Consider the following 18,691-nt stretch of genomic DNA (forward strand, 5'->3'; position numbering starts at 1 on the left):
CCCGCGGGCGCCGGGCCCGCTCTACTTTGGGGGAGAGAAGAGTGAGTTCGGTCAGCGTCGTGATCCCGTGCTACAAATACGGCGACTACCTGCGCGCCTGCGTCGACAGCGTGCTCGACAACCCGGGCGTCGACGTCCGGGTGCTGATCATCGATGACGCGTCGCCGGACGACTCGGCCGAGAAGGCGCACGCGGTCGCGGCGAGCGACCCGCGCGTCGAGGTCCGGGTGCACCAGGAGAACAAGCGGCACATCGCCACGTACAACGAAGGTCTCCTGGACTGGGCCGACGGCGACTACGTCGCGCTGCTGTCGGCCGACGACATGCTCACCCCGGGCGCGCTGACCCGGGCGGTGGCGTTGCTCGACGCGAACCCGGACGTCGGCTTTGCCTACGGCCACCCGGTGCACTTCCGGCACCCGGGCCCGCCCCCGCCGGCGAACCAGGGGACCGGCGGCACCGCGGTCTACCCCGGTCACTGGTGGCTGGAGCGGCGCTTCCGGGAAGGCACCGGCTGCATCACCTCGCCGGAGGTGGTGGTCCGCACCGACCTGCAGCGCAAGGTCGGCGGCTACGACCCGGCGCTGCCGCACGCGGCCGACATCGAGATGTGGATGCGGCTCGCGGCGCACGCGGACGTCGGCTACGTCAAGGCCGACCAGGCGTACTACCGCCTGCACGAGAAGAACATGCACGCCGCTGCCGGCGCGCTGGACGACCTGCGGGAACGCAGGATCGCGTACGAGTCGGTGCTGGCCAAGTGCGGCGACCTGCTCCCCGAGCGGGACCGTCTGGACGCCCTGGTCCACCAGCGGCTGGCCCGCTTCGCGCTGCGCCGGGCGTTCCGGGCCTACGACCGGGGCCGTACCGCCGTGGTGCCGGAGGACGAGCTGGTCGCGTTCGCCGCGGAGGTCTGGCCGGAGTACCGCAGGCTGCCGGAATACCGGGCGCTGGCGGTCCGCCGCCGGGTCGGGGCGCGCACCATGCCGTACCTCCAGCCGTTGGTGCTCTCCGCGGTGGCGGCCAAAGGCCGCGAATGGCTGTGGTGGCAGTCCTGGCGCCGCCGCGGCATCTGAAAGATCTCCGGTCGTACGCCGGCGTCCCCGCGAGGACGCCGGCCCGAACGCTGACCAGGTCAGCCGTGGTGGTGGCCGCTGGCCTCGGGGTCGAGCGCCATCACCGCGGCCGGCATCACCACGAACGGCCGCATCATGCCCTCGTCCTCGTGCTCCAGCAGGTGGCAGTGGTAGACGTAGCGGCCCGTGCCGCCAAGGAACTGCCCGGCCACGGAGACCAGCTGCCCGGGCCCGACCCGGATGGTGTCCTTCCAGCCCTCCTCGTTCGGATCCAGCGTGCCGGCTCCGCTGAAGGTCGCGTCCACCCGCATGATCCCGTCGGGATCGGTGGTCGTCGACACCGTGTAGTTGTGCCGCTGCAACGCCTGGAACCGGGTCAGGTGGATGTGCATGGGGTGCACGGGACCACCCAGGTTGAGGAAGTTCCACTGCTCCCAGGCGTCCCCCTCGATCATGAAGTTCAGCGTGCCGTTGAAGGTGGTCGAAGCGCGCTCGAACACCCGGGTCACGCCGGCGTCGTCGGTCACCGTGACGGTCGGCTCGGTCGCGGTCGAGGCGTCCTCGATCTCGTGCAGCTCCCACATCTCCGGATGCGGCGACTGCACACCCGGCGCGGTCAGCGCCACCCAGCGGTGCCCGTGCGGCTGCGGCAGGTTGCTGTGCGTGATCCGGGTGAACGACGTGGACGTCCGCGACGGCAGGGTGAACCAGTCCCACACCGGGAAGGCCCCCACCCGGAACTGCATGACGTCCGGCACCGGCGCCGGTGTCAGCGTGTTCACCAGGCGCAGCGCCTTGCCCCGCTGCCCGCTGAAGTCGATCAGCAGGTCCGCCCGCTCCGCCGGGGCCAGCGTCAGCTGATTCACCGGCACCGGCGCGGGCAGCAGCCCGCTGTCGGTGCCGATCTGGTACGCCACGCCGGTGACCGGCGAGCCGTTCTGGCCCACCAGGGACAGCCGGTAGATGCGGGAGTTGGACGCGTTGAGCACCCGGAAGCGGTACCAGCGTGGCTCGACGTCCAGATAGGGCCAGATCACGCCGTTGACCGTGGTGAACGGGCCGGTGAAGGGCAGCGTCGCCGGGGGGTCCGCGCTGATTTGCACCACCTTGTGCAGCAGCTGACCGGTCAGCCCGCCCGACGCGTCGGTGTCCAGGTTACGGTCGGCGATGATCAGCGGCACCTCGTTGGCGCCGCTGGGCAGGCGCAGCGAGTCCTCCTCGGGGTCCCGGATCAGGTACATCCCGGCCAGCCCGGTCATCACGTTCAGCGCGGTGATCGCCATGGCGTGGTCGTGGTACCACAACGCGGTGGCGGCCTGATCGTTGAGATACTCGGTGAGCTGGGCGTCGCCGGGCGACACCCCGTCCTCCGGCCAGCCGTCGCTGCCCCCGTCGGTGCGCCCGCCGTGCAGGTGCACCACGGTCCACGGTGGCAGGGCGGCCACCTCCGGGATCGGATCGGCGCCCTCCCGGCCCGGCCGGTCGCTCGGCGACGGGGTGCCGTTGGGCACCTGCACCGCGACCACCGGATAGTTTCCGCTCAGGTCGTTGCGCCAGGCCACCCGCAGCCGCTGGCCCCGGCGCACCTCGATGGTGGGGCCGGGGAAGCTGCCCTCGTACGCCCACACCAGCGTCCGCGGGAGCGCGGAGTGCAGGCGGACCCAGACGGGCCGGGCGGAGACGGTCAGCAGCTCCGATGTGTCGGGGCGGGGCCGCAGCAGCGGCGGGATACGCAGCGGGTCGGTGAACGGCACCAGACTGGTGACCGCGGCTGCCGGCAGCGTGGTTGTCATGGGTGTCCCCTCTCGGTGTGCTGATGCCGGCCGAGCCGTCGAAGGGGGTCCGGGAACCGGGAAAAGGCAAAGTGGATCGCTTGGCCATGTGAACCCCGGTCAGAAGTGAAGCCGGCCGACGCACCGATGGGAGCACGCCGCAAACGCGATAGCCAGTTTTTGCCATCGAAGGGGTTGCTGATGCCCCCTGTTCGGGTGCCGTGAAGAGCCCGGAACGGGTGGGGGTCGCCTATCCTCGGTGACATCGGCAAAGCCCAGGTCTTGCGACCGGGGATTTCCGAGCCTGGCACATCAGGGGCCCGGCGGCACGGACGAGCCAGGCCCGCCGGTGTACGCGGACGGGCCGCACCGCGCGGGGCCAGCCGAAGTCCGGCCGTGCCTCACCTCGAGTATCTCCGCGAAACGCCGCGGCGCGCCGAAGGCCGGGCTGATCGAAGGCCAGGAGGGGTGGCCGGTCCGCGACAGCCCGACCGGCGCGGGCCGCTGTTGCGCGTTGAGGGAGGCGGTGCGGAGCCGCGAGGTCCCCTTCCTTATGAGCTCACCGCCGCAGGGGCACCACGGTCGTCGTCACGATCTTCGTCTTGACCGCGTGCTCCGGCGGGACCGAGGTGACGAGCACCGCGCCCGACGCGATGGCCGCGTCGTCGCCGACGGTGACGTCCGGCTCGATGACGATGCCGGTGCCGAAGCGGATCCGGGAGCCGATGGTGACCCGGCCCGAGGTGTAGACGGACGGGCCGCTCGCGTTGTCGGAGCCGATCACGCTGTGGTGGTCGAACGAGTTGTACGCCGAGAAGAAGTTGTTGTCGCCCATCCGCACGCCCGTCGCCACGTGGCAGAACGCGCAGATGATGTTGCCCTGCCCCAGCCGCACGTCGGTGGCGATCCTCGCGGTCGGGTCGATCGCGTTCGCCAGCGGCACGCCGGCCGAGGCGCACAGCTCCCGGAAACGGGCGCGGACCGCGGGCGACCGCCCGATCGCGATGATCGCCGCGTCGAAGGCGCCGGCCGTGAACAGCTCGGAGATCAGCGCGGCCCCGCCGACCACCGGGACGCCGTGCACCAGGTCGCCCCACCGGGAGGCGTCGTCGTCCACGATCGCCACCGCCTGCTGCGTCGTGCTGCCGGCCAGGATGTCCAGCACCTGGGTCGCCCCGAGCGCCGCCCCGACGATCAGGATCCGCTGCCGTCCGGGCGCCCCGGGCAGCGGCGCCGGAAGGTCGGCGGCCGGCGCCGGGACGGCCACCGCGGCCTCGACGTCCTTGACCGTGATCAGCCGGTCCAGCCGCAGCGAGGCCAGGTCGACGCCGAGCTCGACGGCCCGCCGCACGGCCTTCGCCGTGGCGCGCGGCCCGTCCGGGGCGGCGGCGGGAGCGGCCGCCCGGGCGGCGGCGTAGGCGTCACGCTCGGCGGGGGTGGCGAACAGCTGGGCGATCGGCTCGGTCAGGGACACCTCGGTGCCCTTGGCGGCGGCGTGCAGCAGCACCCCGGCCACCGGGGCCACCACCTCGAGGACCGCCTTGCTCGTCTCCACCTCGGCGAGCAGCTCGTCCTTCGCCACCTCGGCGCCGTCCTCGGCGAACCACATCACCAGGATGCCGTGCTCGCTGTTGACGTCGTTGGTGGGAACCAGCACCGGATTCAACAGGCCCTCCTGATGGCCGCCTCGATCTGGGCGCCGCCGACGAGCACGGCGGCCTCCTTGGTCTTCGACGACGGGATGACGGTGGGCGCGCTGGCCACCACGTCCACCGGCCGCCGCAACTTGCCGAACAACCGCCGGGACAGCACCGACGCGGCCTCCGAGCCCCACGACCAGCCGTCGGCGCCCTCCTCGACGGTGACCACGCTTCCGGTCGCCGCCGCCGAGGAGAGCACCGGCGCCCAGTCCATCGGCGCGATCTGCGCCGGCACGACCAGCTCGGCGAAGATCTCCTCCTGCATGGCCAGGCGTTCGACCACCTTGGCCGCGAGAAGAGCCGGATAGCCGTACGCGAGAACGCTCACCGCGCACTCCGCGGCCGGCACCGCGGACAGCCGGATCGTCGGCAGCATTCCGGGGGAGCAGTCGCTGGTCGCGATGAGGTCGCCGACCATGCCGTGCACCGGCAGCGTCAGGTGCTGCGGGTAGAGCAGCTTGTGCTCGACGTAGAGCACCGGCTCGTCGCGACCCAGGAAGTCGGCGAACACGACGCGCGGGTCGTGGTAGAGCGACGCCGCCACCACGCGCAGGTGCGGGACGCCGAGGAAGTGCTTCTCCAGACTCTGGCTGTGCGTCGGACCGTAGCCGCGGTGCCCGCCCGTCGCGGCGCGCACGATCACCGGGCAGGTGGCCTGACCCGCGTACATCGCCTGGTATTTGGTGATGTGGTTGACCACCTGGTCGAACATCAGGGTGAGGAAGTCGCCGAACATCACCTCGGCGATCGGGCGGTAGCCGGCCAGCGCCAGCCCGGCGGAGATGCCGGCGATGGCGCCCTCGCTGATCGGGGTGGTCCGCACCCGCTGCGGGAAGGCCGTGGACAGGCCGCGGGTCACCTTGAACGCGCCGCCGTACGGATCGGCGATGTCCTCACCGAGCAGCACCACCCGCCGGTCGCCGTCGAGCGCGCCGCGCAGGGTGTCGCCCAGCTCCTTCGCGAAGATCACGGCAGGGCCCTCGCCGTCGCCACGACCTCGGCCAGCGCGGTCTCCACCTCGTCGTCGATCCGTGCGCGGTCCGCCGCGTCCAGCCGCCGGCCGTGCACCACCAGCGGCTCGACCAGCCAGCGCTCGGCGATCTCCTGCTCCGGCCGCTCGTCGTCGCTCTTCGAGTGGTGGCACAGCCGGTACGTGTGGATGAGCAGCACCCGCGGTCCCCGGCCGGCCCGCACCGCGCCGACCTCCTCCCCGGCGATCGCGCTCAGCTCCTCGACGTCGGTGCTGCCGACCTCGCGGACCGGCACCCCGAACGCCGCGAACCGGGCCGCCATGTCGCCGGCCAGGTTCGCCGCGACCGGCGTGCTCTGCGCCCACCGGTTGTCCTCGCAGACCACCAGCAGCGGCAGCTTCCACAGCGCTGCCATGTTCAGCGTCTCGTAGACCACGCCCTCGCCGAGCGTGCCGTCGCCGATGAAGACCACGCTCACCGCGCCGTTGCCGGCCAGCTGGTTGGCGAGGGCGATGCCTGCCGCGTTCGGCACGATGCCACCCTGCACGCCGTTGGACTTGAAGCCGGGCGCGCAGATGTGCTGGCTGCCGCCCACCCCGCGGCAGACACCGGCCTCCTTGCCCATGATTTCGGCGAGCAGGCCCAGCGCGTCACCGGAGTGGGCCAGGTAGTGGCCGTGGCAGCGGTGGTTGCTGAAGATGTGGTCGCCCTCGGCCAGGTGTTCGGTGACGGCGACGGCGTCGGCCTCCTGCCCGATGCAAGCGTGCGTGGTCCCGTTGAGCGCACCCTCCTCGAACAGCCGCAGCAGCGTCTCCTCGAACCGCCGGATGAACCGCATGCGCCGGTACCGCCGGTGCCCCGGCGGCTCGCCGGCGAGACCGGTGAGCCGCTCGTCGGTACGCGCCGGCGCGAGCGCCGTCGACCTCACTATCTGCCTCCCCGAGGGCGGTGATCCAACGCCCGACCCTACCGACGCGCGGGCGTCCACAGCAGACACCTTCAGCCATCGTGGGGCCGACGGGGATCGTCGAATACGAGCCGAACGGACGGTGGGCCCCTCCCAACGGATGGCACCGGTCCGCGTGCGGCGCTGACTACAGTAGACGAGCCGTTCGCGACGTACCGTGACGAAAACCGGCCTGGCGGAAAGCCGTCAGAGCCCTGCCGGAGAGGCCGCCGGCGGTAGTAGCGTCCGTCCACTCCAGACACCTTCCCCGGGAGCGCACACGACATGATTCCGCTCGTCGATCTGCAAGCCGCGCACGCCGAGGTCGCCGAGGAGGTCGACGCCGGGTTCAAGCGGGTGCTGGCCACCACCGGCTTCGTCGGCGGCCCCGAGGTCGCGGCGTTCGAGCGCGAGTTCGCGGAGTTCTCCGGCGCGGCGCACTGCGTCGGTGTCGCCAACGGCACCGACGCGGTGGAGCTGGCCCTGCGCGCGGCCGGCGTCGGCCCCGGGGACGAGGTGGTGGTGCCGGCCAACACGTTCGTCGGCACGGCCGAGCCGGTCGCCCGGATCGGCGCGCGGGTGGTGCTCGCCGACATCGACCCCGCGACGTACCTGGTGGATCCCGGCAAGATGCTGGCCGCGGTCGGCCCGCGGACCAGGGCCGTGGTCCCGGTGCACCTCTACGGCCAGCTCGCCGACGCCCGGCGCCTGCGCGACGAGCTGCGGGGCAGCGGCGTGGCGGTGGTCGAGGACGCGGCGCAGAGCCAGGGGGCGCTGCGGCACGGTCGCGGCGCGGGCGCCGACGGCCTCGCCGCGACGAGCTTCTACCCGGGCAAGAACCTGGGCGCCTACGGCGACGCCGGCGCGGTCCTCACCCCCGATGAAGATCAGGCGACGGTGGTACGGACGCTGGGCAGCCACGGCGGCCTCCGGAAGTACGCCCACGACGTCGTCGGGGTCAACAGCCGCCTGGACGCCCTGCAGGCCGTGGTGCTGCGCGCCAAGCTGGCCCGGCTGGCCGCCTGGAACGCGAGCCGCCGGGCCGCCGCCGCGCGCTACCACGAGCTGCTCGCCGGCCTGGACGTCGTGCTCCCGGCCACCCTGGACGGCAACGAGCACGTCTGGCACCTGTACGTGGTCCGGATCCCCGGCGGCCCCGCGCGCCGCGACGCGGTCCTGGCGAGACTGCACGAGGCGGGCGTCGGCGCCGGCATCCACTACCCGTACCCGCTGCACCTGACGCCCGCGTTCGCCGACGGCCGGCACCCGGCGGGCAGCCTCCCGCTCGCCGAGCAGGCGGCCGGCGAGATCCTCTCGCTGCCGTTGTACCCGCAGATCACCGTGGACCAGCAGGAGAGCACCGTGCGGGCGCTGAAAGCGGCCCTGGAGAACTAGGCGACAGGCGTGTACATCACCATCCGGGACCGGCCCGCGAAGTTGAAGCCGCAGGCCGGCCCCAAGGCGCGGGTGGCCGGCACGGTCGTCCTGCTCGGCGTGGTCAGCCTGCTCACCGACGTCTCGTCGGAGATGGTGACAGCGGTCCTGCCGCTGTACCTGACCGCCGAGCTCGGGCTCGGCCTGCTCGCGTACGGTCTGGTCGACGGCCTCTACCAGGGCGTCAGCGCCCTGGTCCGGATCTTCGGCGGCTACCTCAACGACCGCACCAGCCGGCCCAAGTGGGTGGCCGCGGCCGGGTACGGCATCTCCGCGCTCAGCCGCGTCGCGCTGATCCCGGCGCACGGCTTCGCCGCGATCACCGGCGTGATCACCGCCGACCGTCTCGGCAAGGGTTTCCGCACCGCCCCGCGGGACGCGCTGATCGCCGACGCGTCCGACCCGGCCGTGCTGGGCCGCGCGTTCGGGGTGCACCGCACCCTGGACACGATCGGCGCCGCGCTCGGCCCGCTCGCCGCGTTCACCCTGCTCCTGCTGGTGCCCGGCGGCTACAGCTCGGTCTTCGTGGCCTCGTTCGCGTTCGGCCTGCTCGGCGTGAGCGTGCTGGTGCTGTTCGTGCCGGACCGGCGTACCTCCGGCGGGGGTCTGGCCGCGAAGCGGCTGTTCGCCGAACTTCTCGGCCCGCGGCTGCGCCGGCCGCTGCTCGCCGCCGGGGTGCTCGGCCTGTTCACCGTCAGCGACGGCTTCCTCTACCTGTCCCTGCAGCACAGCGGCGACTTCGCGGCACGCTGGTTCCCGCTGATGTACGTCGGCACCAACCTGGTCTACCTGACCTGCGCCATCCCGCTGGGCCGGCTCGCCGACCGGGTCGGCCGGGCCAGGGCCTTCCTCGGCGGCCACCTCGCGCTGCTGCTGACCTACCTGGTCGCCGGCGGCTCGGACGGCGGCCTGGTCGCCACGCTGGTGGCGCTGGGTCTGCTCGGCGCGTACTACGCCGCCACCGACGGCGTGCTGCCCGCGCTGATCAGCAAGCGGGTGCCGGCCGCGGCCCGGGGCAGCGGCATCGCGGCCGCGCAGACCGTGGTGGTGCTGGCCCGGTTCGTGGTGTCGCTGGCGTTCGCCGGGCTGTGGGAGATGACGGGGCCGCGGTCCGCGCTCCAGCTGGCGGGCGCTGCGCTGGTGGTGGGCATCGGCGTGGCCGGGTGGCTGCTGAAGGGCATCGAGCGGTGAGTCCGCGGGTCAAGCTGGTGGCGTTCGCCGCCGTTCTCCTGCTGTCCGTCGGCGGCACCGTCTTCTTCGTCCTGCGCACGCGGCAGGAGCAGGCCCGCGCGGTGGCCGCCGCGCCGCCGGTGCCGGTGGCCGATCCGGCCGCGGTCAGCGCGCGGCCGCACCTGGTGTTCCGCAGCACCGCGATCGGCGACGACTACGGGAAGGTGGCGCTGGCGCCGCTCGCCGACCCGGGCGGGCCGCGCGCGTTCACGCCGGTGAGCTGCGACCGGGTGTACGCGCACCGCGACGAGGCGGTCTGCATGTCGTCGGAACCGGGCTTCGTCACCACGTACCGGGCGGCCGTCCTCGATGCGGACTGGCGGGTGCGCCGGGACCTGCCACTGGCCGGCGTGCCCAGCCGCACCCGGCTCTCCCCGGACGGCGCCTGGGCCGCGACCACGACGTTCGTGTCCGGTCACGCCTACTCGTCGCCTGGCGACTTCTCCACCGAAACCCTGCTGACGCCGCTGTCCGGAGGAAAAACCCTCAACCTGGAGACCGATTTCACGCTGTACGTCGCAGGCCGGCGCAACACCGCGCGGGACCGCAACCTGTGGGGCGTGACGTTCGCCGCCGACGGCGACCACTTCTACGCGACCGCGGCCTCCGGGGACAAGACCTGGCTGGTGCGCGGCAGCCTGCGGACGCGGGAGCTGACAGCGTTGCGGGAGGACGCCGAGTGCCCGTCGCTGTCGCCGGACGGCACCAGGCTCGCCTTCAAGACCCGCGACGGGCAGCCCGAGGGGCAGTGGCTGATCGCCGTCCACGACCTGGCCACCGGGAGGTCCACGCCGCTCGCCGAGAAGCACAGCGTGGACGACCAGATCGAGTGGCTCGACGACGACCGGGTGCTCTACGGCCTGCCGCGCTCCGGCAGCGGGCCGTCGGCCAGCGACGTGTGGGTGGTGCCGGCCGACGGGACCGGCTCGCCGCGCCTGTTCGTCCCGGACGCGTGGTCGCCCGCGGTCGTACGCTGACCGGGTCGCCAGTCCTTGACCGACATCGCCGGGCGCTCGACGAGATGCCAGGACGGGATCGCCAGGGCCAGGGTGCCGAGGCTGGCCAGCGCGATGTAGGCGACCAGGCCGAGATCGGGGACGCCGAGCAGGGCGAGCAGCTGCTGCACCGGGAAGGCGTAGATGTAGAAGCCGTACGAGTAGTCGCGGCGCCGCCCGACCCGCCGCAACGGCGCCGGCAGGCGGATCGCCAGCCAGAGCACCAGGTACGCGAACGCCGGGTAGCCGAGCACGGCGAACCCGCCGAACCGCAGCGTCCCGGCCAGCACCACCGCGGCGGCGAGCGCGCCGCCGTCGTTGAGCACTATCGACCGGCGGTACACCTGGAACAGCGCGCCGAGCAGGAACACGTAGGTCAGATAGATCAGCGAGTACGCGTCGAGCGCGCCGATGCCCAGGAACGGGCCGTGCTGACCCTGCGGGCCGGGGATCCGCGGGGCGCCCAGGAAATCCCGGACGATCCACCCGAGCAGGCCGGCGGCCAGGAGCACGATCACCCACCGGGCGCGCCTGAGCACCCCGGCCACGGCGAGCCCGGCGACCAGGAGGTAGCAGAGCGTCTCGTACAGCAGGCTCCACAGCGGGCCGTTGACGACCGACGTGCCGGTGAGCTCACCGTACGGCGTGTCCAGCAGCAGGTCGGAGATCCCGTACTGCCGGATCTTGATCGCCAGGTTGTTCGCCACGTAGCTGACCGGGCCGCCGGGCTCGGTGAACAACCCGGCCAGGCTGCCGCGCTCGATCAGCGCGACCACCGGGGCGAAGACGAACCCGGTGACGATCAGGCACACCCAGAGGCCGGGCAGGATGCGCAGGGCGCGGTGCCACAGGTAGCGGGGAAGCGGGAGCCGGCCCGCGCTGCGGGTGATCAGGAACCCGGAGATCGTGAAGAACCCGAGGAGGCCGATCTCGCCGAGCACGGTCTGCCCGTGGGTGAGGCCACCGCCCAGATCCTCTTCGCCGTAGCCCAGCGGCAGCGAATGGGAGACCAGGACGGCGAAGGCGAACAACAGGCGCAGGAAGCCGAAACTGTTGTCCGGGCCGGAGAAAGCCGTGTCGACGGTTTGCCGTGTCCAGATCGGATCCCGCATCTACGGAGTAAACCAGGTCGTCAGTGACTATTTCCAGGGGGTCGGAAGAATGACAGCCACGCTGTGCGGGAAGCGGGTCGATTGTCGGATTCGGCGGCCTTCCCGGCTATCCGTTGTGGAGGATAGGGTGAATCCGTGATGGGAATTCTGCGGTGAAGTCCTTCCTGGCGGTTTCCGGCGCGTCGGCTCCCGCGGCCGGCGTCCTGGCTCAGCTCACCGGCGCGCCGGTCGTCACGCGCACACCGGGCGGCTGGTTCGCGCTGGGCGGTCCGGACCCGGCGGACCGGGTGGACGCCGACGCCTTCACCGTCCGGCTGGGGAAGGCCGCCCGGACGCGGACCGCGGATGTCGCCACCGAGGCTCTCGGCACGCTGCTGCGCGACGGCGCCAAGGTGGCGGGGCCGGCGCTGGCCGAGCTGGTCCCGCCGTTCGCCGCCGCGCACAGCGACGGCGCCGGCGCGCCGGTGGTCGCGGCGACCGACTGGCTCGGCTTCCGGCAGCTTTTCTGGTGGCAGGGCGCCGGCGTCGCGGCGATCTCCACCAGCGCCCTCGCGCTGCGCGCCCTGGCCGGCGCCGATCAGGACCGGTCCGCGCTCGCGGTGCAGAGTCTGGCAGGCTGGCAGATCGGCCTGCGCACGGTGTTCGAGGGGGTGCACAAGGTGCCCGCCGGCTGCCTCGTGGCGCTGGAGAACGGCCGGGTCACCCTGCACCGGTACGTCGAGGAGTCGCTCGCCGTGGACGGAGCGCCGCCGTCGGTGGAGGACGCGGCGATCGAGCAGGCGGCCCTCATGACCGCGTTCCACGAGGCCTACCTGCGGGATCACCCGCGCTCGGTGCTGCAGCTGACCGGCGGGCAGGACAGCCGGGTGCTGCAAGCGGCGATCCGGGCCGACCTGCGGGTGGGGTTGCCGGCGCTGACCCTGGACGTGCACGGTGGCACGGATTCGCGCTTCGCTGCCCGGCTGGCCGGGATGACCGGGATGGACCTGCGGATTCACTGGATGGACGACGGGCCGGCGGTCACTCCCGGCGCGGCTTTCGACCTGGCCGTCCGGGCCGCCCGTGAGCTGGACTGCATGGCCAGCCCGCTGGCGCTGGCCCCGCTGCTGCGCGCCGAGGCCGAACTGGAGCAGGGCCACCGGCTCTCCGGCCTGGGCGGCGAGACGTGCCGCGGCTTCTACTACTTCGGCCAGCCCAGCGGCGCGGTGACCGGCCCCGGGCTGATCGAGAAGCTGGCCACCTGGCGGCTCTACGCCAACGAGGCCGTCTCCCCGGAGGCGCTGGCGCCGCAATTCGCCGCCTCGGCCCGCTCCCTGGCGCTGGAGCTGATCACCGAGTCGTTCGAGGGCTATCCGTCGGAGTGGCTGGCCGCCACCGATCACTTCTATCTGTACCAGCGGATGCAGCGCTGGTCGGGCGCGCACGGCTCGGTCGCGGCCGCCAACCGGCACTTCATCAACCCGATGTTCGATCGCCGCTTCGTCCAGCTGGCCCACGCGGTCCGCCCCGAGGAGAAGCGCAACGGCCTGCTCACCGGCCGCCTGATCACGCTGCTCGACCCGGCGCTGGCCGCGGTCCCGCTGGACTCGGGCCTGATCCCGGACCGCATGGGCAAGCCCGGCCTGGCCGCGCGGACCGCAGGCTACCGGGTGACCGCGCGGAAGGCCGCCCGCAAGATCCGCCAGAGGCTTCGCGGTCAGGGCCGCCCGCAGCTCGGCGCGACCGAGATGGCCGGCCTGGTGGTCGCCCACTGGCGCGCCGAGCCGTTGGTCACCGCCCCGCTGCGCGACACCGGCCTGGTCCGCGGGTCCTGGCTCGACGACGTCCTGGCCGGGCGCGCCACCCCGTCACCGGCCACCGTCGCCTTCCTGGTCAACCTGCTCGTGATCGCCGACCGCTGACCGCCCGCGACACCGCGCCCGGCCCTGCCCGCGATGCCGCGGCGCGAGACCCCGCAGCGCGGCTCCCGCCAGCCGGCTGGCGCGAGGGGGATTCGTGGTGGGACGTGCGTCGCGGCATACGGTTTCGGCTGGCTCCGGGGCGCACCCCCACGACCGGCCGCGGGGGCGGGCCGCGGCGTCGCGTCAGAGCGCGCAAACGGGGCTTGGCGGAAACGGATTTCTCGCCGACAGGGGTGTGCGGGAATTACCCGGAGTCCGGCATGCCGTCGAAGCCGACCACGCTCACTTCCTCGGGCCAACGGCGAAGAAGGAAGGGACCGGCGATTGTTTTGGACGCGCCGGCGGTCAGATCGCCGGGCCCGCCGGGCGCACGACATGAAGAATGTGAATGTGATCCGAATTCGGCGGGAGCCTGGCCGCCCCCGCCGAGCCGGTGGAAAAGCGTCCTCAGGCGAGTTCGCGGAGGATTCCTACGATGTGGCGCTGATCGTCCTCGGTCACCTGGTGGTGCAGGGGAAGAATCAGCGAATCCCGGGTGATGCGCTCGGTGACCGGCAGCGGAGCCGGGGCGACGTCGGCGTAGGCCGGCTCCAGATGGGCCGCCATGATGCCCCGCCGCGCGGAGACGCCCCGTTTCGCCAGCTCGGCCAGCACCTCGTCGCGGCCGGTGCGGTACGGCCGGTTCAGCAGCACCCAGAACGACTGGTAGTTGGTCCGCCCCCAGGCCGGGTCACGGACCGGGACCAGGCCGTCGATGCCGGACAGCAGCTCCTGGTAGCGGGCCGCCAGCGCGCGCCGCTGCTCGACCAGGCCGGCCAGGCGGCCCAGCTGGACCAGGCCGACCGCCGCCTGGATGTCCGTCATGCGGTAGTTGAAAGCGGTCTCCAGATACGTCTCCAGGACCGGCTGCGAACTGCGGTGCCGATCGGCCGCGGACACGTTCATGCCGTGCTCGCGCAGGCGCCGCAGCCGGGCCGCGGTGTCCGCGTCGTCGACGGTGACCATGCCGCCCTCGCCGGTGGTGAGCACCTTGCGCGGGTGGAACGACCACGCGGCGACCGCGGCGCCGGCGCCGGCCGGCTGACCGTAGACGGTGGTGCCGGCGGCGCACGCGGCGTCCTCGACCAGCGCCAGGCCCCAGTCGTCGGCGGCCTTGCGCACCGCTACCGTGTCGAACGGGACGCCGCCCTGGTGCACCGCGACGATCGCCCGGGTGCGCGAGGTGCGGACCGCGTCGATCGTGTCCACTGTCAGGTTGCCGGTGGCCAGGTCGACATCGGCGAAGACGGGGGTGGCGCCGACGTAGCGGACCGCGTTCGCGGTGGCGATGAACGACAGCGACGGGACGATCACCTCGTCGCCGGGCCGCAGGGCGAGCAGCACCAGCGACAGGTGCAGGCCGGTCGTGCAGGAGCTGACCGCGACGCCGTGCGCGGCGCCGGCGGTGGCCGCGAACTCCCGCTCGAACCGGGCGACCCGGGGGCCCTGGGCGACCCAGCCGGAGCGGACCGCCTCCGCGGCGGCCGCGGCCTCTTCCTCCCCGAGCATGGGGATCATCACCGGGATCACTTGGACGACCGCCACCAGTCGACGAGGCCCTGCAGGCCGTCGCTGAGGCTGATCTCGGCGCGGAAGCCGAGCCTGTCCCAGGCGGCGCTGGTGTCGGCGAGGCGGCGGGTGACGCCGTTCACCGCGCGGGCCGGGCCGTGCTCCGGGGCCAGGTCCGACTTCATCACCGCGGCCAGCGCCGCGGCCAGCTCCTTCAGGCTGGTCTCGGTGGCGCTGGCGATGTTGAACACCTCGTCGGTGACGTCCGCCTCCGCGGCCAGGAGGTTGGCCCGGGCGATGTCGGCCACGTGCACGAAGTCCATGGTCTGCAGGCCGTCGCCGAGGATCAGCGGGGGCGCGCCCGCCTCGATGCGCTCCATCCAGCGGATCAGCACCTCGGTGTAGAGGCCGTGGATGTCCATCCGCGGGCCGTACACGTTGAAGTACCGCAGCGCGACGTAGTCGAGGTCCTTCATGGCCTTGAAGCTGCGCAGGGTGGCCTCGTTGAACGCCTTGGCCGCACCGTAGAACGTGTCGTTGTTGTACGGGTGGTGGCGCTCGGTGGTCGGGAACTGTTCGGCCAGGCCGTAGACCGACGCCGACGACGACGCGATCAGCTTCGTGACCCGTGCGTCGGCGGCCGCCTCGATCACGTTGAACGTGCCGTCGACCAGGACCTCGTTGGCCAGCCGCGGCTCCTCGGCGCACTGCGTGATCCGGATGGCGGCCAGGTGGAACACCAGGTCCTTGCCGGCGGTCGTGCGGCGGACCAGATCCACGTCGCGGATGTCGCCCTCGACCAGCTCGACCGGCCCGTTCTCCAGCGCCCAGGCCAGGTTGTCCCGCCGGCCGCGGACGAAGTTGTCCAGGACCACGATCTCGGCGGCCCCGCCGCGGACGAGTTCGTCGACCACGTGCGAACCGATGGTGCCCGCCCCGCCGGTGACCAGGGCGCGCGCGCCCTCGATCGATACAGCCGTCACGCCATGTGCCCTTCGTCGATCCGGATCGTCGTGCCGCCCTCGCCGAGGCTCCGGGAGGCGGCCTGCAGCAGCCCGAGCACCCGCAGCCCGGAACGGCCGTCGGTGAGCGCGGGAGTCTTCGTGGTGATCGCCCGGGCGTACTCCTCGACCATGGTGCGCAGCGCCTCCCGCTCGGTCAGCGCCGGCGCGACCATGTCGCCGGAGCGGTACGAGATCAGGATGTCCCGGCGCTGCTCGTCGCCGAGCTCCTCGGGCGACGCCACGTCGACTCCCCGGTCGTAGATCGCCAGCCGCTGGCTGGGGTTCAGGTCGTCCCAGACCAGGGTCCGCTTGGAGCCGCCGAAGATCGCCGTGCGGATCTTCACCGGGGACAGCCAGTTCACGTGGATGTGCGCGATCGCGCCGTTGCTCAGCCGCAGCGTCAGGTACGCCACGCAGGCCCGGCCGGCGCCGATCCCGTCCGCGCCGTGCGCGGAGACCGTCACCGGGGTGACGCCCTCGGGGAGGACGAAATCCAGGATCGAGAGGTCGTGCGGCGCGAGGTCCCAGAGCACGTCGATGTCGCGCTGGACCAGACCGAGATTGATCCGTACGGAGTCGAGGAAGTGCAGCTCGCCCAGCTCGCCGGAGCGCAACAGCTCCCGGATGCGCAGCACCGCGGGGGTGTAGCAGTAGGTGTGGTCGCACATCAGGGTCAGGCCCCGATCCTCGGCCTCCTCGACGAGCCGGCGGCCCTCCTCGTAGGTGGCCGCGAGCGGCTTCTCGACCAGCACGTGCTTGCCGGCGCGCAGGGCGGACAGCGCCACCTCGAGGTGGGTGCCGGCCGGGGTGGCGATCGCGACGGCCTGCACGGCCGGGTCGGCGAGCACCTCCCGCAGGTCCCCGGTCACGCCGACCGTGGAGTAGCCGCCGAGGACCCGGCGGGCCCGCCCGACGTCGAGGTCGCAGAGCCAGCGCAGCCGGAACGCCGGACTGGCCGAGAAGTTGCGGACGAGGTTGGGGCCCCAGTACCCGGCCCCGATGACGGCGGTCCCGATCGGCTCGGACGCGTTCAAGTGACTTCCGTTTCTGTCTCGGATCAGCACGGATGCACAAACCTCTGGCAAGCTATCGATCCCTTGAGGACATCCGCCAGATCGCTGTCGCATTACCGCGCGCCCGGAGCGCAAGCCGATCCGTTCGGCCGTTCCGGGTAGACCAAAGGTCACAATGGACAGTGCCGTCGCCTTCCCGACATCGCCGTGCCCTGCCGCCCGCTACCCTGTGCCGCGTCCTTACCGGAAAGGCTGCTCATGACCGACGTGACAGTGGCTCCCACGGCCGATGTGGACCCGCGCGCGACGATCGGCGCCGGCACCCGGATCTGGCACCTCGCGCAGATCCGGGAGGGTGCCACGCTCGGCGGCAACTGCACCGTCGGGCGCGGGGCCTATGTCGGGCCCGGCGTGAGCATCGGCGACAACGTCAAACTGCAGAACCACGCGCTGGTGTACGAACCGGCCAGGCTCGCCGACGGTGTCTTCGTCGGCCCGGCCGCGGTGCTGACGAACGACGAGTACCCGCGCGCGGTGACCCCGGACGGCCGGCTCAAGTCCGGCGACGACTGGACCGCGGTCGGCGTGACCGTCGGCGAGGGCGCGGCGATCGGCGCGCGGGCGGTCTGCGTCGCCCCGGTGACCGTGGGCCGCTGGGCGCTGGTCGCGGCGGGCGCCGTGGTGACCACTGACGTGCCGGACTTCGCGCTGGTGGTGGGCGTGCCGGCGCGGCGCGTCGGCTGGGTGGGGCGGGCCGGCCGGCCGCTGACCCGCAAGGGCGACGGCGTCTGGGTGTGCCCGGAGACCGGCGCCACCTACACCGAGACCGGCGGGGCACTCGCCGAGGGGTGACCGTCCGCGCCGCCGTCCGGGCTGGTCGCGCCGGCTGACCGGCCCGGCGGGCGACCGGGGCCGACCGCTGCTATCGCCGGCCGGCTCGGCGGCGCGCGAAGGCGAACGCGGCGGCGAGCACCGCTGCCGTACCGGTCAGCAGGAACAGCACGAGGGGAAGCCGGGAGGACTCGCCGGAGGAGGAGGCCGCGGCGAGGGCCGGCGAGGGTTGCCCGGAGGCCGGGACCGACGCCGGCGTGGGGGAGGCCGGAGCCGGCGTTGGGGAGGCCGGAGCCGGCGCGCCGGGAAGCGGGTACCGCAGCAGGGCCGGCTTGGCCCCCTCCGAGACGGTCAGCAGCGCCGTGCCGTCGGGCGTGTAGGCGACCGCCTCGCCCTGCGGCTCGTCCGGCAGCGGGACCTGCCTCGGCGTGCCGGAGGTGATCGCGGTGACGACGTCGCCACCGGCCACGTCGTACTCGAAGGCGTCCGCGTAGGTCCGCAGGACCACGCGCGACCCGTCCGGGCTGCTCGCCGCCCCGGTGATCACCAGGCGGCCGGCGAACGAGAACGGGTTGCCGGTCATCGTGATCGGCACCGACACCTGCCCGGCCGCGCGCAGCCTCGTCGTGCCGCCCGGGTCCAGCGCGCCGGCCGGCACGTAGACCCCCGCCGCCCCGGGCGTCTTGGTCACGATCACCGGGGTGCCGTCCGGGGCGATCAGCAGCGCCTCGGCGTCGTGCGCGCCGTCCGGGTAGGACAGCCGGTAGAGGCGCGGCTTCGACGAGCCCGGCGCCAGCTTCCACAACCCGATCGTGCTCCGCGACGAGCCGTTGTCCCCGATGTCCGCGACCCACAGCGTGCCGTCCCGCCCCAGCTGCAGGTCCTCGGTGTCGCGGGGCCGCGACGGGTAGGACACCGTGCGCCGCACCGAGCAGTCCGCCGACAGGTAGAAGATCTTCCGGTGCGACGCCTGGTCGGCGCCGTCGTCGACCACCACGTACCCGTCGGCGGTGGCCACCAGCCCGGACAGCTCGTCCAGGCGCTTGTCGCCGGCCTGGCAGACCGGGGTGGCCGCTACCGCGGCCGCGAGCAACGGGGCGAGCAGCATGCCCCCATTCGACCATGCGCGCGCCACCGGCGGGGATTCGCCGGAGGTGA

14 protein-coding genes are annotated in these 18,691 nt (G+C 72.8%); 5 read left to right on the forward strand and 9 right to left on the reverse strand.

Annotation, left to right across the window (positions count from 1 at the left end; genetic code table 11):
• Positions 1-41 precede the first annotated feature (41 nt).
• On the forward strand, positions 42-1,076 hold the full coding sequence (locus Asi03nite_RS13370; protein WP_239102660.1) for a glycosyltransferase family 2 protein: 1,035 nt from the start codon (positions 42-44) through the stop codon (positions 1,074-1,076).
• A 59-nt stretch (positions 1,077-1,135) separates the two neighbouring features.
• Here the strand turns inward: Asi03nite_RS13370 and Asi03nite_RS13375 are convergent, their stop codons facing one another.
• The 4 genes from Asi03nite_RS13375 to Asi03nite_RS13390 form a co-directional block, all read right to left on the reverse strand.
• Entirely contained in the window at positions 1,136-2,869 is a 1,734-nt protein-coding gene (locus Asi03nite_RS13375; protein ID WP_203679698.1) for a multicopper oxidase family protein, read from the reverse strand.
• A gap of 538 nt (positions 2,870-3,407) precedes the next feature.
• Complete coding sequence (locus Asi03nite_RS13380) at positions 3,408-4,505, reverse strand: biotin/lipoyl-containing protein (RefSeq protein WP_239102667.1); 1,098 nt, start codon at positions 4,503-4,505, stop codon at positions 3,408-3,410.
• Between the two features lie 5 nt (positions 4,506-4,510).
• The gene (locus Asi03nite_RS13385; RefSeq protein WP_203679700.1) at positions 4,511-5,518 is read right to left on the reverse strand and encodes an alpha-ketoacid dehydrogenase subunit beta; all 1,008 of its coding nucleotides are present in this window, start codon (positions 5,516-5,518) and stop codon (positions 4,511-4,513) included.
• Entirely contained in the window at positions 5,515-6,447 is a 933-nt protein-coding gene (locus Asi03nite_RS13390; protein WP_203679701.1) for a thiamine pyrophosphate-dependent dehydrogenase E1 component subunit alpha, read from the reverse strand. Before Asi03nite_RS13390 ends, Asi03nite_RS13385 begins: the two co-directional genes overlap by 4 nt.
• A 303-nt stretch (positions 6,448-6,750) precedes the next feature.
• Between Asi03nite_RS13390 and Asi03nite_RS13395 the strand changes: the two genes are divergently transcribed.
• Together Asi03nite_RS13395 and Asi03nite_RS13400 are read left to right on the forward strand one after the other, a co-directional pair.
• Positions 6,751-7,860, forward strand: a complete 1,110-nt coding sequence (locus Asi03nite_RS13395) for a DegT/DnrJ/EryC1/StrS family aminotransferase (protein WP_203679703.1) — start codon at positions 6,751-6,753, stop codon at positions 7,858-7,860.
• Between the two features lie 9 nt (positions 7,861-7,869).
• Positions 7,870-9,090, forward strand: coding sequence for an MFS transporter (locus Asi03nite_RS13400; RefSeq protein WP_203679705.1), 1,221 nt, complete (start codon positions 7,870-7,872; stop codon positions 9,088-9,090).
• 892 nt (positions 9,091-9,982) lie between these two features.
• Here the strand turns inward: Asi03nite_RS13400 and Asi03nite_RS13405 are convergent.
• Positions 9,983-11,236 carry an acyltransferase family protein gene (locus Asi03nite_RS13405; protein WP_203679707.1) on the reverse strand — a complete coding sequence of 418 codons (1,254 nt, stop codon included), beginning with the start codon at positions 11,234-11,236 and terminating at the stop codon, positions 9,983-9,985.
• A 152-nt stretch (positions 11,237-11,388) separates the two neighbouring features.
• Between Asi03nite_RS13405 and Asi03nite_RS13410 the strand changes: the two genes are divergently transcribed.
• Complete coding sequence (locus Asi03nite_RS13410; RefSeq protein ID WP_203679709.1) at positions 11,389-13,137, forward strand: asparagine synthetase B family protein; 1,749 nt, start codon at positions 11,389-11,391, stop codon at positions 13,135-13,137.
• Positions 13,138-13,584: 447 nt separating this feature from the next.
• Here the strand turns inward: Asi03nite_RS13410 and Asi03nite_RS13415 are convergent, their stop codons facing one another.
• The 3 genes from Asi03nite_RS13415 to Asi03nite_RS13425 are packed head-to-tail and all read right to left on the reverse strand — an operon-like array spanning position 13,585 to position 16,723.
• Positions 13,585-14,721: a DegT/DnrJ/EryC1/StrS family aminotransferase gene (locus tag Asi03nite_RS13415; protein WP_239102661.1), complete on the reverse strand. Its 1,137-nt coding sequence runs from the start codon at positions 14,719-14,721 to the stop codon at positions 13,585-13,587.
• Complete coding sequence (locus Asi03nite_RS13420) at positions 14,703-15,668, reverse strand: NAD-dependent epimerase/dehydratase family protein (RefSeq protein ID WP_203679711.1); 966 nt, start codon at positions 15,666-15,668, stop codon at positions 14,703-14,705. Before Asi03nite_RS13420 ends, Asi03nite_RS13415 begins: the two co-directional genes overlap by 19 nt.
• The gene (locus Asi03nite_RS13425; RefSeq protein WP_203679714.1) at positions 15,665-16,723 is read right to left on the reverse strand and encodes a Gfo/Idh/MocA family protein; all 1,059 of its coding nucleotides are present in this window, start codon (positions 16,721-16,723) and stop codon (positions 15,665-15,667) included. The genes Asi03nite_RS13420 and Asi03nite_RS13425 overlap by 4 nt, the downstream gene beginning before the upstream one ends.
• 237 nt (positions 16,724-16,960) lie before the next feature.
• Here Asi03nite_RS13425 and Asi03nite_RS13430 point away from each other — a divergent pair, with 237 nt between their 5' ends.
• Positions 16,961-17,554, forward strand: coding sequence for an acyltransferase (locus tag Asi03nite_RS13430; RefSeq protein ID WP_203679716.1), 594 nt, complete (start codon positions 16,961-16,963; stop codon positions 17,552-17,554).
• Between the two features lie 70 nt (positions 17,555-17,624).
• Here Asi03nite_RS13430 and Asi03nite_RS13435 read toward each other — a convergent pair whose 3' ends face one another.
• Positions 17,625-18,641 (reverse strand): hypothetical protein, encoded by a 1,017-nt coding sequence (locus Asi03nite_RS13435; RefSeq protein ID WP_203679718.1) that lies wholly within the window; start codon positions 18,639-18,641, stop codon positions 17,625-17,627.
• Between the last annotated feature and the right edge of the window lie 50 nt (positions 18,642-18,691).

The organism is Actinoplanes siamensis (assembly GCF_016862395.1).
GTDB lineage: Bacteria > Actinomycetota > Actinomycetes > Mycobacteriales > Micromonosporaceae > Actinoplanes > Actinoplanes siamensis.

What these genes read in the sequence shown, in the direction of transcription:
- Asi03nite_RS13395 (WP_203679703.1), top strand. Translation starts at nt 6,751, where the DNA reads ATGATTCCGCTCGTCGATCTGCAAGCCGCGCACGCCGAGGTCGCCGAG.
- Asi03nite_RS13435 (WP_203679718.1), bottom strand. Translation starts at nt 18,641, where the DNA reads ATGCTGCTCGCCCCGTTGCTCGCGGCCGCGGTAGCGGCCACCCCGGTC.
- Asi03nite_RS13405 (WP_203679707.1), bottom strand. Translation starts at nt 11,236, where the DNA reads ATGCGGGATCCGATCTGGACACGGCAAACCGTCGACACGGCTTTCTCC.
- Asi03nite_RS13430 (WP_203679716.1), top strand. Translation starts at nt 16,961, where the DNA reads ATGACCGACGTGACAGTGGCTCCCACGGCCGATGTGGACCCGCGCGCG.
- Asi03nite_RS13375 (WP_203679698.1), bottom strand. Translation starts at nt 2,869, where the DNA reads ATGACAACCACGCTGCCGGCAGCCGCGGTCACCAGTCTGGTGCCGTTC.